Origin of the sequence: Aeromicrobium sp. WCS2018Hpa-31 (assembly GCF_031843905.1) — a bacterium.
Classification (GTDB): Bacteria; Actinomycetota; Actinomycetes; order Propionibacteriales; family Nocardioidaceae; genus Aeromicrobium.
Genome location: NZ_JAVTJF010000009.1, coordinates 122,540 through 136,592 on the forward strand (window position 1 = coordinate 122,540; position 14,053 = coordinate 136,592).

Below are 14,053 nucleotides of genomic sequence, written 5' to 3' on the forward strand. Positions count from 1 at the left end.
CGGGGCCGGCACCCCGGGCCACGGCAGCGTCGCCGCGACGGGCGTGATCGGCCCGGACTAGGCTGGCGGCCGTGGCCTACGACGCGCTGTTCTCGACGGTCTTCGCCCGCATGGATCCCGAGGTCGCGCACGAGCAGGCGTTTCGGGCGATCCGGCTCGGGGGTCGCCTCGCCGCTCCGCTCACGTCGGTGCCCCCGGCGCCCCGCACCGTGATGGGGGTGGAGTTCCCGAACGCGTTCGGGCTGGCGGCGGGCTTCGACAAGAACGCCCGCGCCGTCCCGGGTCTGCTGGGGCTGGGCTTCGGGCACGTCGAGGTCGGGACGGTCACGGCGCGCCCGCAGCCGGGCAACCCACGGCCGCGCCTGTTCCGGCTGCTCGAGGACGAGGCGATCGTGAACCGGATGGGGTTCAACAACGACGGTGCGGCCGTGGTGGCGTCCCGCCTGCACCGGCTGCGCCGCACCCGTGCGGGCGCCGACGCGGTGATCGGCGTCAACATCGGCAAGACGAAGGTCGTGCCGGCGGCCGAGGCCGTGGCCGACTACGTGGAGAGCGCCCGCCTGCTCGCCCCGTACGCGAGCTACCTCGTGGTCAACGTCTCGAGCCCGAACACCCCGGGCCTGCGCGACCTGCAGGCCGTCGACTCCCTGCGGCCCATCCTCGAGGCCGTCCGCGAGGTCACGGAGCGCGGCACCCCCGGCGGGGGTGCCGGGCCGTGGGCGGCGAACGGGCCCGGCGGGGGTGCCGGGCCGTGGGCGGCGGACGGGCCCGGCGGGGGTGCCGGGCCGTGGGCGGCGAACGGCAGGGTCCCGTTGGTGGTCAAGATCGCGCCGGACCTCGCCGACGCCGACGTCGACGCGGTGGCCGACCTGGCTCTCGAGCTGGGGCTGGACGGCATCAGCGCCACCAACACGACGATCGCGCGCCCGGACTCGTTGCGCACGCCCCGGGCGACGGTCGAGGCGGCCGGGGCCGGTGGCCTGTCGGGGCCGGTCCTGGCGGACCGATCGACCGAGGTGCTGCGCCGTCTGAGGGGGCGTGTGGGCGACCGGCTGGCCCTGGTCGGCGTCGGTGGCGTCACCACGCCGCAGGACGTCCGCGACCGCCTCGACGCGGGTGCGGACCTGGTGCAGGCGTACACCGGATTCGTCTACGGCGGGCCGCTGTGGCCGGCCCGTCTGGCCCGCGCTTCCAGGCTCTGAGCGACCTCGGCGGGGAAGGGGGACCCCCCGATTTCGTCCTGCGCCGACCATTGGGTACTGTTGGCTGTCGGCTTGCCCCTTTAGCTCAGTCGGCAGAGCGTTTCCATGGTAAGGAAAAGGTCTACGGTTCGATTCCGTAAAGGGGCTCTGAGAGACGGGGAGACTCGTCCCCTCGCGGCTGGGTAGCTCAGGTGGTTAGAGCACACGACTCATAATCGTGGTGTCGCGGGTTCGAGTCCCGCCCCAGCTACCGAAGACCGCACGTGCACGGCATCACCCCCAGACCAGAAGAGGCAGACCAGTGGCGAGCAAGAGCTCCGACGTTCGACCCAAGATCACCTTGGCTTGCACCGAGTGCAAGGAGCGCAACTACATCACGAAGAAGAACCGTCGCAACGATCCCGATCGTCTCGACCTCAAGAAGTTCTGCCCGCGCTGCAAGACCCACCAGGTCCACCGCGAGACGCGCTGAGCCTCCTGCACCACCGTCACGAGACCCCCGGCCGCACGGCCGGGGGTCTCGTGCGTCCTGGTCCGGTGCGTCACCTACCTCCGACGGCTGTGGGAGCGGGTCCTAGGCTCGACGCATGGATCTCGCGCAGCTGACCACCCTGCGCCTCGGGGGGCCGGCGCGCGACGTCGTCGAGGCCACCACCGAGCAGGAGCTCGTCGACGCGGTGCGGACGGCCGACGACGCCGGCGTCCCGCTCCTGCTGGTCGCGGGCGGGAGCAACCTCGTGGTCGGCGACACCGGCTTCGAGGGGACCGTCGTGCTCGTGCGCACGACAGGACGCCAGGTCGACGCCGACGCCTGCAGCGGCGCCATGGTCACCGTCCAGGCGGGGGAGTCGTGGGACGCGCTCGTCGCGGTGGCCGTCGAGTCCGGCTGGGTCGGGCTGGAGGCGTTGTCGGGCATCCCCGGGTCCGTGGGGGCCACGCCCATCCAGAACGTCGGTGCCTACGGCCAGGAGGTCGCGCAGACCATCGCCTCGGTGCGGGTCTACGACCGCACCGAGCAGCGGGTGCGCACCCTGTTCGCCGTCGACTGCGGGTTCGGCTACCGGCACAGTCGCTTCAAGGCCGAGCCCGGCCGGTTCGTGGTGCTCGCCGTGGCGTTCCAGCTGCGTCTGGGCGACCTGTCTGCGCCCATCGCGTACGCCGAGCTGGCCACCCGCCTGGGCGTCGACGTGGGCGACCGCGCCCCCCTGGCCGACGTCCGTGGGGCGGTGCTCGCGCTGCGGACCGCGAAGGGCATGGTGCTCGACGCCGACGACCACGACACGTGGAGCGCGGGGTCGTTCTTCACCAACCCCGTCCTCGACGCCGACGCGGCCGCGCGTCTGCCCGAGGGGGCCCCGCGGTTCCCGCAGGCCGACGGCACCGTCAAGACGAGCGCGGCATGGCTCATCCAGGCCGCCGGGTTCGAGCGCGGTCACACGGTGGCCGGTGGGCGGGCCGCGGTCTCCTCCAAGCACACCCTGGCCCTCACGAACCGCGGCGACGCCACGTGCGAGGACCTGCTCGCCCTGGCCCGGGAGGTGCGCGACGGCGTGCGCGACGCCTTCGGCATCACCCTCGTGCCGGAACCCGTGCTCGTCGGCTGCACCCTCTGAGCCGGCCTCGTGGACGCACGGTGCGTGCGTGGGCGTCAGTACCCCGTGTCCGCGGAGAGCTGCAGGTGGGCCCGTACGGCGAAGCCCACCAGGACGAGCAGGCCGACGACGACCAGTGCCGTGGCGAGCGCGCCGAGGACCATGCCGGCCGTGGCCTGTCGACGGCCGACCCACCGCGCGGGATCGCGGTCGATCTCGCGACGCGTCGAGACCCCCAGGTGCCAGACGTACGGGCCGAGCAGGGCGGGCAGCACGAACACGGCCCCGACGAGGGACAGCAGGCCCAGCACGTAGGCCCGGTCCGCGCCGGGGTGGACGGTGTGGACGGTGGGCCCGGGGTGGCCGAGGTCCGGCACGTCGATGCCGCTCACGACGTCCGCCACCGGTCGACGTCGGCCAGGGCCGCGGCCTTGAGGTCGTCGGGGGCGTGCGAGCGGCGCAGCGACATCGCGGCGAGGTCGGCCAGCTCGTCGTCGCTGAAGTCCTGCGCGGCGCGCAGCACGTTGTACTGACCGGCCAGGCGCGAGCCGAAGAGCAACGGGTCGTCGGCGCCGAGCGCGACGTCGACGCCGGCCTCGACGAGGGTGCGCACCGGCACCTCCTCGAGCGTGGCGTACACGCCGAGCGCCACGTTGGAGGTGGGGCACACCTCGAGGGCCACGCCGGCCTCGGCGACCCGCTCCAGCACCGCCGGGTCCTCGCTCGAGCGCACGCCGTGGCCCAGGCGGGTGGGGTGCAGGTGGTCGAGGCACTGCGCCACGTGGGCCGGTCCGCGCAGCTCACCGCCGTGGGGCACGAGCGAGAGCCCGGCCCGCTCGGCGATCGCGAAGGCCGGGGCGAAGGCGGCCGTGTCGCCCCGCCGCTCGTCGTTCGAGAGCCCGAAGCCGACCACGCCGCGTCCGGCGTACTGCCCGGCCAGGCGCGCCAGCGTGCGGGCGTCGAGGGGGTGGCGGGTGCGGTTCGCGGCCACCACGACCGCCATGCCGGTGCCCACGCGCTCTCCGGCGTCACGGGCGGCGTCGATCACGAGGTCGGTGAAGGCGGTGATGCCACCGAACCGGGCGCCGTAGCCCGACGGGTCGACCTGGATCTCGGTCCACACCGCACCGTCGCGGGCGTCGTCCTCGGCCGCCTCCAGGACCAGGCGCCGCACGTCGTCCTCCGTGCGCAGGACCGAGCGGGCCACGTCGTACAGCCGCTGGAACCGGAACCAGCCCTTCTCGTCCGTGGCCACGAGCTGGGGCGGCCACTCCTCGACGAGGGCCGGCGGCAGCCGGATGCCGTCGCGCTCGGCGAGCTCCACCAGGGTCGTGTGGCGCATCGACCCGGTGAAGTGCAGGTGCAGGTGCGCCTTGGGCAGCGTGGCGACGGACCTCACGGGGTGAGGGCCTCCGCCACGTACGAGCGGGCGCCGCGGGCCTCGAGCCCGGCCCGGACCCGCTCGATGGTGCGAGGACGCACCAGCACGTGGAACAGCATGGAGGGCACCCCGACGACGACGGCGAGGACGAACGGCCACGGCCCCTCGTCGAGGACGAACGACAGCGCCAGCGCGGCGATCAGCGGGGCCTCCGTCAGGACGAAGCGCAGGATCATCGTGGTCTGGAACGCCTGCACCGAGGCGCGCCGGGCGGCGGTCTCGTCGAGGCCGGGCTCCAGCGCGGCCACGCGGTAGCCGATCGTCTGCGCGGCGAGGAAGCCGAGCACCACGGCACCGAGGGCGGCGGCCGCGCCGACCACCGAGAGCTCGCCCTGGTCGGGAGGCAGCACGAACAGGATCGCGACCAGCACGATGAGGGGCGAGGTGCCCAACGTGAGCGCGAGGACCCGCAGCGAGCGGCCGGGGGACGGGGCGGGCTGGGCGACGCTCATGGCGTCACCGTATCGGCCGGTGCCGACCCCGCGCCCGTCCACCGCCGGGTGCGTCGCGCGTGCGCCGGGAGGGGGCCGCGGCTACTGCGAGGCGCGGGCGGCACGCTCGACCGCGTCGGCCACGCGGTGGTGGACCTCCGGGTGGAAGACGCTCGGCACGATGTAGTCGGCGTTGAGCTCGTCGTCCTCGACGCACGCCGCGATGGCCTCGGCCGCCGCCAGGAGCACCGGCACGTCGATGCCGTGGCTGTGCGCGTCGAGCAGCCCGCGGAAGATCCCCGGGAACGCCAGCACGTTGTTGATCTGGTTCGGGTAGTCCGACCGACCGGTGGCGACCACGCGCGCGTGCTCGCGGGCGAGGGCCGGGTCGATCTCCGGGTCGGGGTTGGCGAGGGCGAACACCACGGCGTCGTCGGCCATCGTCGCCACGTCGGCGGCACCGAGCAGGCGGGGCGCGCTGACGCCGATGAACACGTCGGCGTCGACGAGGGCGTCCTTCAGGGTGCCCGAGACGCCACGCGGGTTGGTGTTCTCCCCGATCCAGGCGAGCGTGGGGTCGGTGTCGCCGCGCTCCGTGGAGACGATGCCGTCGACGTCGCACACGACCACGTCGCGCAGGCCTGCCCCGAGGAGCAGCCGCAGGATCGCGGTGCCGGCGGCGCCGGCACCCACCAGCACCACGCGCACGTCCTCGAGCGACTTCTCGACCACGCGCAGGGCGTTGCGCAGCGCGGCCAGCACCACGATGGCGGTGCCGTGCTGGTCGTCGTGGAAGACGGGGATGTCGAGCCGCTCGCGCAGGCGTGCCTCGATCTCGAAGCACCGCGGCGCCGAGATGTCCTCGAGGTTGATGCCGGCGAACCCGGGGGCCACGGCGGCGACGGTCTCCACGATCTGGTCCACGTCCTGGGTGTCCAGGCACAGCGGCCAGGCGTCGATGCCGCCGAAGGTCTTGAACAGGGCCGCCTTGCCCTCCATGACCGGCAGGGCCGCGTGCGGGCCGATGTTGCCGAGACCGAGCACGGCCGAGCCGTCGGTGACCACGGCCACGCTGTTGCGCTTGATGGTCAGGCGCCGCGCGTCCTCGCGGTCGGCCGCGATCGCCTGGCAGATGCGGGCGACGCCGGGGGTGTAGACCATCGACAGGTCGTCGCGGTTGCGCAGCGCGTGCTTGGACGCGGTCTCGATGACCCCGCCGAGGTGCATGAGGAAGGTGCGGTCGGAGACCTTCTTGACGGCGACGTCGGGGATCGCCCGCAGCCCCTCGACGATGCGGTCGGCGTGGGCGGTGTCGCCGGCGGCGATGGTCAGGTCGATGCGCAGGGCGTCGGCGCGCGACGCGGCCACGTCGAGCGCGGTCACGATGCCACCGCTGGACTCCACCGTGGTCGTCAGGTGGCTCACGGCGGTACCGCCGGCCGGCACCTCGAGGCGCACCGTGATGGAGTGGGACACGTTCGGGGCGGGGGACGCGCCGACGGCACTTTCGGTCGTGGAATGGCTCACGATCCTCTGTTCTACGGGACCGGACCGGTTACCCGCGAGTCGTGCACATTGAGTTCACGCCGCCCGGCGGGGGTGCCGGGCCGTGGGCGGCGGAAAGCCCGGCGGGGGTGCCGGGCCGTGGGCGGCGGAGGACCGGAGCGGCGAGGCCTGGGTCGGGGGCGGGAGGGACCCCTGCCGGTCGGTTCGACTCGACCGGTGCGCACCCCGTACACTGGACGGACCGGTGAGATCTCACTCTGTTTCGTCATGCCCTCGTGTCCTGCACGCAGGACGGGGGAGACGGGCCGAAGCGCCGGTGGACGGCACTAGCTCAACTGGCAGAGCATCGGTCTCCAAAACCGAAGGTTGGGGGTTCAAGTCCCTCGTGCCGTGCCAGCACCATCACCACATCGCACCATCCAGACCAGCACGACCAACGAAGGGGACACCGTGAGCGATCGCCACGAGACGTCGGCCACGAAGGAACGGCGCACGTCGCCGTTGACCTTCTACCGGCAGGTCGTCGCGGAGCTGCGGAAGGTCGTGTGGCCCACGCGGCCGCAGGTCGTCAACTACTTCTTCGTCGTGCTCGTCTTCGTCCTGATCATGATGGCGTTCGTCGCCGGCCTGGACTACGGGTTCGGCAAGGCGATGTTCGCCGTGTTCGCGTGAACTGCAGAGGAAACCAGTGACTGAACAGTCCCCCGAGACGAGCAACGTCGAGGTCGAGGAGCTCTCCGACGTCGAGGCGACGGACGAGTCCGCCGCGTCGACCGACGAGGCCCCCGAGGTCGAGGACGCGCCCGAGGGCGCCGACGAGACCGTCGACGCCGACCAGGCCGCCGAGGCCGAGGTCGACGCCGAGCTCGACGCCGACGTCCCTGCCGACGAGACCGGTGACGGTGAAGAGGCCGGCGAGGACGCCCCCGTCGACGCGCTCGCGGAGTTCCGCGAGCGGCTCTACAGCCAGTTCGGCGACTGGTACGTCGTGCACACCTACTCCGGCATGGAGAAGCGTGTGAAGGCGAACCTCGAGAACCGCATCACCTCGCTCAACGCCGAGGACTACATCTTCGAGATCGTCGTCCCCACCGAGGAGGTCGCCGAGATCAAGAACGGGCAGCGCAAGCTCGTCAAGCGCACCGTGCTCCCCGGCTACGTCCTGGTCCGCATGGACCTCACCGACGAGTCGTGGGGCGTCGTGCGCCACACCCCGTCGGTCACCGGCTTCGTGGGCAACTCCCACCAGCCGGTGCCCCTCAGCCTCGCCGAGGTCGAGCAGATGCTCGCCCCGGCGGTGGAGGCCGAGGTCGCCCAGCAGGCGGCCGACGCCCCCGAGCAGCAGCAGACCGCATCGTCCCCCAAGGTCGAGTTCGCCGACTTCACGACGGGTGACTCCGTCATGGTCGTCGACGGTCCGTTCGCCACGCTCCACGCGACGATCACGGAGATCAACCTCGACGCGCAGAGGGTCAAGGCCCTCGTCGAGATCTTCGGTCGCGAGACCCCGGTCGAGCTGAGCTTCACCCAGATCCAGAAGGTCTGAGCCGGCTCCTCCGGCCTGCACCACCCATCCACAGAAGGACCCGAAGAACAATGCCTCCCAAGAAGAAGGTCGCCGCACTCGTCAAGGTGCAGCTCAACGCCGGCATGGCGAACCCGGCGCCCCCCGTCGGTACCGCGCTCGGCCCGCACGGCGTGAACATCATGGAGTTCTGCAAGGCGTACAACGCCGCCACGGAGTCCATGCGCGGCAACGTCGTCCCCGTCGAGATCACGATCTACGAGGACCGCTCGTTCACGTTCGTGACCAAGACGCCGCCGGCCGCCGAGCTGATCAAGAAGGCCGCCGGTCTGTCCAAGGGCTCGTCCACGCCGCACACCGACAAGGTCGGCAAGCTCAGCAAGGACCAGATCCGCGAGATCGCCACGACCAAGCTGCCTGACCTGAACGCGAACGACCTCGACCAGGCCATGAAGATCGTCGAGGGGACCGCCCGCTCCATGGGCGTCACCACCGACTGACACACCCACCCCGACCAGCAACACGTGGCAGGGCCGGCTGGGCCCGCGAGACCACACCTGGTGCACACCGAAGGAAGCCAGACATGACACAGCACAGCAAGGCGTACCGCGCCGTCGCCGAGAAGATCGACAAGGACGCCGTCTACACCCCGCTCGAGGCCACCACGCTGGCCAAGGAGTCGGGCAGCAAGAACTACGACTCCACGGTCGACGTCTCCGTCCGCCTCGGCGTCGACCCCCGCAAGGCCGACCAGATGGTGCGCGGCACCGTCAACCTGCCCCACGGCACCGGCAAGACCGCCCGGGTCCTGGTCTTCGCGACCGGCGCCAACGCCGACGCCGCCCGTGAGGCCGGAGCCGACCACGTGGGTGCCGACGAGCTCGTCGACAAGGTCAACGAGGGCTGGCTCGACTTCGACGCCGTCGTCGCGACGCCCGACATGATGGGCAAGGTCGGTCGTCTCGGCCGCGTCCTCGGCCCGCGCAACCTGATGCCGAACCCGAAGACCGGCACGGTGACCACCGACGTCGCCAAGGCCGTCGGCGACATCAAGGGCGGCAAGGTCCAGTTCCGCGTCGACCGTCACGCCAACCTGCACTTCGTGATCGGCAAGGCCTCGTTCTCGGCCGAGCAGCTCGCCGAGAACTACGGCGCGGCCCTCGAGGAGATCCTGCGTCTCAAGCCGGCCAGCTCCAAGGGTCGGTACCTGAAGAAGATCACCGTCTCCACGACGAACGGCCCGGGTGTCCCCGTCGACACGACGCACCTGCGGAACTTCACGTCGGCCGACGAGGCCTGAGCCTCCAGCCGACACCGGACCCCCTCCGCCCCTCGGGCGGAGGGGGTTCGTGCGTCCGGGGGCGCGACCTCAGTGGTGGGGCAGGATCAGCATCACGCGTGACTGCGGTGCGTCCTGCACGGTGACGTAGCCGCCCACCGACTCGGCGGTCACGGCAGCCTCGGCCAGGCCGCCGTCGGACCCGGCGTCGCCGTGCAGCACGCCGCTCGGCAGGCGGCGCGGTCCCTGGTCGGTCACGCGCACGCGCAGCACGGTGCGCAACGCCGACACGTCGACGGTGACCGTGCCCGTGCCGTGGTCGGTCGCCTGTGCCAGCAAGGCGTCGACGACCTGCTGCACCGGCTCGGGGGCCACCCTGGCCGGCACGGGCGCCCGCGACGTGAGGACGAGATCGCGACCCTGCTCGGACAGCCGGTTCCGCCAGCGCTCGGCGACGGTGGACGTGAGGTCCACGAGGTCCACGGCGACCTCGTCGTCGAGGGCGTCGTCGCGACGCTCCTCGAGCAGCTCGGTGACCGCGACGCCCAGTCGGTCCACGGCGGCGATCGCGCGGGTCAGCTCCGCTGCCACCTCGGGCGGCACCTGCTTCCAGAGCGTGAGGTCCTCCAGCGAGAGGCGCAGGGCGGTGATGGGCGTGCGGAGCTCGTGCGAGGCGGTCACGGCGAGCGAGCGCTCACGCTCCAGCAGGACGTCGAGCCGGCGACCGGTGTCGCGCAGCGCACGGCCCAGCTCGTCGGCCTCCCGGACCCGGTAGCGGGGGACCGGCGTGTCGAAGCGGCCCGCGCCGATCTCGGCGGCCACGATCGACAGCTCGCCGAAGGGCCGGGCGAAGCGACGTGCCATGACCACCGCCACGACGCCCGCGACCGCGGCCAGCGCGAGGGAGAGCAGGACCAGCGGCAGGACTCCGGCCGACACGCGGTCGGTCATCGACCGACCGGAGAGGCTGAGGGTCACGCTGCCCCCACCGTCGACCGCCCGGGTGCTGCGCGGGCCGTCGACGGTCACCGTCCCTGCGGTGATGCGCTCGCCGGCGGGGGGCTGGTAGACCACGCGCTCGTCGTCCTGCAGCAGGGACGTGACGTAGTCCTGGTCGACGGTGGCTCCCGCGGTCAGCCGGGCGCCCACCGCGGCCGCCACCAGGGCGGCGGTGCGATCGGCGCGCTCGCGCTCCTGGTCCTGCACGACGTCGGCGACCACGTAGGACGCCGCGACGGCGAACAGCGCCAGCACGAGCAGGGTCAGCCCGACGAACGTCGCGACCAGGCGGTCACGCATCCGCGGCGTCGATCTCCCAGCGGAAGCCGACGCCCCGCACGGTGACGACACGGCCCGGCGCGTCGGCGTCCTCGAGCTTCTGGCGCAACCGACCGATCGTGGTGTCGAGCGTCTTGGTGGAGCCGAACCAGTTCTCGTCCCACACCTCGTCCATCACGTGCTCGCGCGTGACGACGCTGCCGCCGGCGGCCTCGACCAGCGCCAGCACGTCGAACTCCTTGACCGTCAACATGAGCTCGGAGTCGCCCACCCAGGCGCGCCGGGTGTCGCGGTCGACGCGAACCCCGCCGGTCGGGGACGACGCGGGAGGCGCGGGGGCGACCTCGGGTCCTGGCCGGGCGCTGCGCCGCAGCAGGGCCCGGACCCGGGCGAGCAGCTCGGCCAGGGCGAAGGGCTTGGCGAGATAGTCGTCCGCGCCGACGTCCAGACCGACGACGCGGTCGAGCTCCCCACCGCGGGCGGTCAGGATCATGATGCCGCCCTCGAACCCGTCCGCCCGGGCCCTCCGGCAGACCTCGAGCCCGTCGAGGTCGGGCAGGCCGAGGTCGAGCAGCACCAGGTCGACGCCGCCGACGGCCAGCCGCACCAGGGCCTCGGTGCCGGTGGCCACGCGCTCGACCAGGTGCTCCTCGCGCTCCAGCGTGCGGATCAGGGGAGCGGCGATCTGGTCGTCGTCCTCGACGATCAAGAGAGTGTGAGACACCTCATCGAGCATAGAGGTCACCTGCGGGCGCGCGCTCCGGCTCGGGTGCCACCACCAGGGTCAGGACCACCGCGGCCGCCAGCGCAAGTGCGACCACCGTGACGTCGACCGGGTGCGGTGTCGAGCCGGGAGGACCCACGGTGCTCGCGAGCACGACGCCCGTCCCCGTCGCCAGGGCCACCGCGGCCGCGGCCACCCGCGACTCGATGCACCGGGCCGTGCCCAGGCGGGCCGCCGAGAGGAGCGCGATGCCGGCCAGGACCCCCAGCAGCACCGACGCGTACGGCTCGTGCGCGGTGGACGCAGCTGCCCGCGCGAGCAGCAGACCGAGCAGCGCCGTGCCTGCAGGGGCGAGGTGCGACGACCCGGGGCGCATCATCAGAAGTCCCGGTCGGCCGTGCCGGTCTCGACGGCCGGGGCCGCCGAGCACTTCTGGCCCGACACGTCGGTGGCGGTCGCGGACGGCGTCCACACCATGGTGGGCGTGCCGCTCACGGTGCGCAGCCCCGATCCCGAGGTCACGGCACCGATCCTCACGGTCACGACCGTGCGGGTCGAGGTGCCGACGGTCACGGTCGTGGCCGTCATGCTGCCGGCCCACTGGACGGTCTTGCCGCTCTTGACGTAGTCCGCCTTGAGGTTGACGGCGCCGAGGTTCGCCCCGGTCACGTCGATCGTGTCGTCCTTGGCGCCGCCACCGGCGAGGTTGCCGTCGCGCAGCCGGACGGTGACGGCCCTGGCGGTGCCGTCCCATCCGGCGACCACGGAGGCGAGGTCGAGCTTCTCGCTGTAGGTGAAGGTGACGGTGTCCCCGTTGTCGACCCGGCCCACGGTGCCGCCGCCGTTGGCGGACTGCACGTCGAGCGCACGCACCGGGCTGTTGTCGACGAGTCGGGCACCCACGACGGCGGAGGTCGTCGTGGTGCCGCGGACGTCGATGAGCTGGGCGCGCAGGTCGTAGCTGCCGTCGCCGACCGTCCTGGTGTCGAAGGCGCAGGTGTAGGGAGCGGTGGTGTCGGTGCACACGTCGGTCCACGTCGATCCGCCGGCCGGCGCGCGCTGGATCCGGACCGAGGTGATCCCGGCGGAGGCGTTGGCGGCGGCGGTCAGGGTGACGGTGCCGGTGAGGTACTGGCCGGGGTCCGCCAGGGAAACCGACGAGACCGTGTTGTCCACGACCCGGTTGGCGACGGTGGTCGAGGTGGTCTGCAGACCGGCCGCATCGGTGGCGACGGCCCGGAAGGCGTAGGTGCCGCCGGTCAGTGCGGTGGTGTCGTAGCGGCACGACCACGGCGCGGAGGTCACGGTGCACAGCGTCTTCCACGTGCCGGTGGTGCCCTGGGAGTACTGCAGCTCGACCGTCTCGACACCCGAGCCCGCGTCGGTCGCCGTGGCGGCGAAGGTGCGGGTGCCGCTCAGCGGCGTGCCCGGGTCGGTCATCGTGACGGCGGGCCTGGTGTTGTCGACGAGGACGTCGGTCTGGACCGTCGACGCGGAGCCGGAGTAGGTGGCGCGCAGGTCGTACGTGCCGTCGGGCACCGACGCGGTGCTCCACTGGCAGGTGGACGCCGTGTTGATCAGCAGGAAGGCGCTGCACGCCGTCGTCCACCGGGTCGTCCCGGCCGGTGCGTACTCGAGGCGGACGGAGCCGAAGCCGATGCCCGCGTTGTAGACGGTCATCGATGCGGTCGTGGTCCCGGTCAGGACCTCGCCGAGGGGCGCCAGGACGACCGCGAAGGTGTTGGCGACGTAGGTCCGCACGACCTCGGACGTGGTGCTGTAGCCCGCCTTGTCGGTGGCGATGGCCCGCAGGTCGTACGGACCGTCCGGGGTCGCGCCGCTCGTCCGGGTGTCCCACGAGCAGGAGTAGGGGGCGGTGGCGTCGGTGCACAGCGTGGTCCAGCTCGAGGCGTCGGCGGGCTGGTACTGCAGGACCACCTGGGCGACGCCCGACTGGGCGTCGCTCGCGGTGGCGGTGATCGTCGTGGTGCCGTTGACGGTGCCACCGGCCGGCTGCGTGACCGCGACCGTCGGCGGCGTCCAGTCCGACGCGGCCGACACGGTGCCGACCGGGTTGACGGTGCGGGCCGAGAAGCTGGCCGAGGAGAAGCCGGTCACGGAGAACGCGAGCGCGGCCAGGAGGACGACGACGCCCGCCAGCGGTGCGCGGCCCCGCAGGGGCGACGGTGCTCGGTGACGGGCGTTCATGCTCATGTCCTCAACGGTAGGGAGGTCGACTCCACGGGGACCCCACGCGAAGGTCACACGACCTCCACGGAACCGGTCAGGAGTGGACGGGCACGGGGACGGGGAGCTGGACGGGGACCAGCGGGGCGATCGGCTGGAGGGCCGGCTGGACGACCGGCTGGGCAGGCGCCTCGGCGCGGTCGCGACGTCGTCCGCCGCTGCGCAGGGCGCCGACCAGCTCGACGGCGCTGACGAGGGCGATGAGGCCGGCCGGCACGCCGATCACGAGCAGGCGTGTGTCGCGGTCGGCGAGCGCCACGAGCGCCCAGCCGACGTGCGGCACGTGGAACTCGACCACGGGCTGGTCCGGCGCGGTGAGCGAGAAGGACCAGGGGTCGGGCTGCGGGTTGGCGTCGCCCTGGGTGCGGAACAGGGGTGCGCCGCTCTCGGAGGTGGCGATGTCGATGATGCGGTGCGTCACCAGGTTGGTGACGCCGCTGTCGGCCGGAGGCTGGTAGGTGATGACGTCGCCCACGGCGAGGTCGGCGACGGGGACGTCCTTCTCGAAGGCGATCGCGCCCTTCTCGATCGAGCCGGACATGGACCCGCCGGTGATGACGTAGCGCTCGTAGCCGAGCAGCGTGGGGGCGAGGTAGGCGAGGCCGGCCAGCGTCGCCACGAGCAGGAGGGAGCTGACCAGGAGCGAGCCGAGCCGGCGGCCGAGGGCCTGTGCGGGTCGACGGTGCTGGGTGCTGCTCATGGTGGTCTCCTTCTCCTGCTCGTGGCGAGCGGTGCGTGGTCGTCCGTGTCCTCGACGGAGGACCCCCGCCGTGGTGCTGCCGGTCGCGGGTCGCGTTCCCCCCTCCGGAGCGCGGCCCATCCCTGGTG

16 protein-coding genes and 3 tRNA genes are annotated in these 14,053 nt (G+C 72.5%); 10 read left to right on the forward strand and 9 right to left on the reverse strand.

The features are described from left to right. Positions 1-71 precede the first annotated feature (71 nt). The 5 genes from RQG84_RS13160 to RQG84_RS13180 all read left to right on the forward strand — a co-directional run bounded on the left by RQG84_RS13160 (position 72) and on the right by RQG84_RS13180 (position 2,815). The gene (locus RQG84_RS13160) at positions 72-1,202 is read left to right on the forward strand and encodes a quinone-dependent dihydroorotate dehydrogenase (RefSeq protein ID WP_311210386.1); all 1,131 of its coding nucleotides are present in this window, start codon (positions 72-74) and stop codon (positions 1,200-1,202) included. A 74-nt stretch (positions 1,203-1,276) separates the two neighbouring features. Next, positions 1,277-1,349 (forward strand) — tRNA-Thr (locus RQG84_RS13165). A gap of 29 nt (positions 1,350-1,378) precedes the next feature. Continuing rightward, a tRNA-Met gene (locus RQG84_RS13170) sits at positions 1,379-1,452 on the forward strand. Positions 1,453-1,503: 51 nt separating this feature from the next. Beyond that, positions 1,504-1,674 carry a 50S ribosomal protein L33 gene (gene rpmG / locus RQG84_RS13175; protein WP_055964149.1) on the forward strand — a complete coding sequence of 57 codons (171 nt, stop codon included), beginning with the start codon at positions 1,504-1,506 and terminating at the stop codon, positions 1,672-1,674. A 115-nt stretch (positions 1,675-1,789) separates the two neighbouring features. Beyond that, positions 1,790-2,815: a UDP-N-acetylmuramate dehydrogenase gene (locus RQG84_RS13180; protein WP_311210387.1), complete on the forward strand. Its 1,026-nt coding sequence runs from the start codon at positions 1,790-1,792 to the stop codon at positions 2,813-2,815. Between the two features lie 35 nt (positions 2,816-2,850). Here RQG84_RS13180 and RQG84_RS13185 read toward each other — a convergent pair whose 3' ends face one another. The 4 genes from RQG84_RS13185 to RQG84_RS13200 form a co-directional block, all read right to left on the reverse strand. Continuing rightward, positions 2,851-3,186, reverse strand: coding sequence for a hypothetical protein (locus RQG84_RS13185; RefSeq protein WP_311210388.1), 336 nt, complete (start codon positions 3,184-3,186; stop codon positions 2,851-2,853). Continuing rightward, a complete protein-coding gene (locus tag RQG84_RS13190) occupies positions 3,183-4,193 on the reverse strand; it encodes an adenosine deaminase (RefSeq protein WP_082480234.1) in 1,011 nt (336 codons plus the stop codon). The genes RQG84_RS13185 and RQG84_RS13190 overlap by 4 nt, the downstream gene beginning before the upstream one ends. Next, positions 4,190-4,687 (reverse strand): hypothetical protein, encoded by a 498-nt coding sequence (locus RQG84_RS13195; RefSeq protein WP_311210389.1) that lies wholly within the window; start codon positions 4,685-4,687, stop codon positions 4,190-4,192. The genes RQG84_RS13190 and RQG84_RS13195 overlap by 4 nt, the downstream gene beginning before the upstream one ends. 81 nt (positions 4,688-4,768) lie before the next feature. After that, positions 4,769-6,193, reverse strand: a complete 1,425-nt coding sequence (locus tag RQG84_RS13200) for an NAD-dependent malic enzyme (RefSeq protein ID WP_055964161.1) — start codon at positions 6,191-6,193, stop codon at positions 4,769-4,771. Positions 6,194-6,492: 299 nt separating this feature from the next. On the opposite strand from RQG84_RS13200, the gene RQG84_RS13205 reads away from it, so the two are divergent. The 5 genes from RQG84_RS13205 (at position 6,493) to rplA (ending at position 8,997) form a co-directional block, all read left to right on the forward strand. After that, positions 6,493-6,568 (forward strand) — tRNA-Trp (locus RQG84_RS13205). A 54-nt stretch (positions 6,569-6,622) separates the two neighbouring features. After that, positions 6,623-6,844: a preprotein translocase subunit SecE gene (gene secE, locus RQG84_RS13210; protein WP_055964164.1), complete on the forward strand. Its 222-nt coding sequence runs from the start codon at positions 6,623-6,625 to the stop codon at positions 6,842-6,844. 16 nt (positions 6,845-6,860) lie between these two features. Further along, the gene (gene nusG, locus RQG84_RS13215; protein ID WP_311210390.1) at positions 6,861-7,718 is read left to right on the forward strand and encodes a transcription termination/antitermination protein NusG; all 858 of its coding nucleotides are present in this window, start codon (positions 6,861-6,863) and stop codon (positions 7,716-7,718) included. A gap of 50 nt (positions 7,719-7,768) precedes the next feature. Continuing rightward, positions 7,769-8,197: a 50S ribosomal protein L11 gene (gene rplK / locus RQG84_RS13220; protein ID WP_055964170.1), complete on the forward strand. Its 429-nt coding sequence runs from the start codon at positions 7,769-7,771 to the stop codon at positions 8,195-8,197. Positions 8,198-8,280: 83 nt separating this feature from the next. Then, entirely contained in the window at positions 8,281-8,997 is a 717-nt protein-coding gene (gene rplA, locus RQG84_RS13225) for a 50S ribosomal protein L1 (RefSeq protein ID WP_055964173.1), read from the forward strand. Between the two features lie 69 nt (positions 8,998-9,066). On the opposite strand, the gene RQG84_RS13230 is transcribed toward rplA, so the two are convergent. The 5 genes from RQG84_RS13230 to RQG84_RS13250 all read right to left on the reverse strand — a co-directional run bounded on the left by RQG84_RS13230 (position 9,067) and on the right by RQG84_RS13250 (position 13,925). Then, positions 9,067-10,275: a HAMP domain-containing sensor histidine kinase gene (locus RQG84_RS13230; protein ID WP_311210391.1), complete on the reverse strand. Its 1,209-nt coding sequence runs from the start codon at positions 10,273-10,275 to the stop codon at positions 9,067-9,069. After that, positions 10,268-10,990, reverse strand: a complete 723-nt coding sequence (locus RQG84_RS13235) for a response regulator transcription factor (RefSeq protein ID WP_311210392.1) — start codon at positions 10,988-10,990, stop codon at positions 10,268-10,270. Before RQG84_RS13235 ends, RQG84_RS13230 begins: the two co-directional genes overlap by 8 nt. Further along, complete coding sequence (locus tag RQG84_RS13240) at positions 10,980-11,357, reverse strand: hypothetical protein (RefSeq protein ID WP_311210393.1); 378 nt, start codon at positions 11,355-11,357, stop codon at positions 10,980-10,982. Before RQG84_RS13240 ends, RQG84_RS13235 begins: the two co-directional genes overlap by 11 nt. Further along, positions 11,357-13,192, reverse strand: coding sequence for an Ig-like domain-containing protein (locus RQG84_RS13245; RefSeq protein ID WP_311210394.1), 1,836 nt, complete (start codon positions 13,190-13,192; stop codon positions 11,357-11,359). The genes RQG84_RS13240 and RQG84_RS13245 overlap by 1 nt, the downstream gene beginning before the upstream one ends. 70 nt (positions 13,193-13,262) lie before the next feature. Beyond that, positions 13,263-13,925, reverse strand: a complete 663-nt coding sequence (locus RQG84_RS13250) for a signal peptidase I (RefSeq protein WP_311210395.1) — start codon at positions 13,923-13,925, stop codon at positions 13,263-13,265. Positions 13,926-14,053 lie beyond the last annotated feature (128 nt).

Coding starts and splice junctions, on each gene's coding strand:
- RQG84_RS13180 (WP_311210387.1), top strand. CDS start 1,790: ATGGATCTCGCGCAGCTGACCACCCTGCGCCTCGGGGGGCCGGCGCGC.
- RQG84_RS13195 (WP_311210389.1), bottom strand. CDS start 4,687: ATGAGCGTCGCCCAGCCCGCCCCGTCCCCCGGCCGCTCGCTGCGGGTC.
- rplK (WP_055964170.1), top strand. CDS start 7,769: ATGCCTCCCAAGAAGAAGGTCGCCGCACTCGTCAAGGTGCAGCTCAAC.
- rplA (WP_055964173.1), top strand. CDS start 8,281: ATGACACAGCACAGCAAGGCGTACCGCGCCGTCGCCGAGAAGATCGAC.
- RQG84_RS13230 (WP_311210391.1), bottom strand. CDS start 10,275: ATGCGTGACCGCCTGGTCGCGACGTTCGTCGGGCTGACCCTGCTCGTG.
- RQG84_RS13235 (WP_311210392.1), bottom strand. CDS start 10,990: ATGCTCGATGAGGTGTCTCACACTCTCTTGATCGTCGAGGACGACGAC.
- RQG84_RS13240 (WP_311210393.1), bottom strand. CDS start 11,357: ATGATGCGCCCCGGGTCGTCGCACCTCGCCCCTGCAGGCACGGCGCTG.
- RQG84_RS13245 (WP_311210394.1), bottom strand. CDS start 13,192: ATGAGCATGAACGCCCGTCACCGAGCACCGTCGCCCCTGCGGGGCCGC.
- RQG84_RS13250 (WP_311210395.1), bottom strand. CDS start 13,925: ATGAGCAGCACCCAGCACCGTCGACCCGCACAGGCCCTCGGCCGCCGG.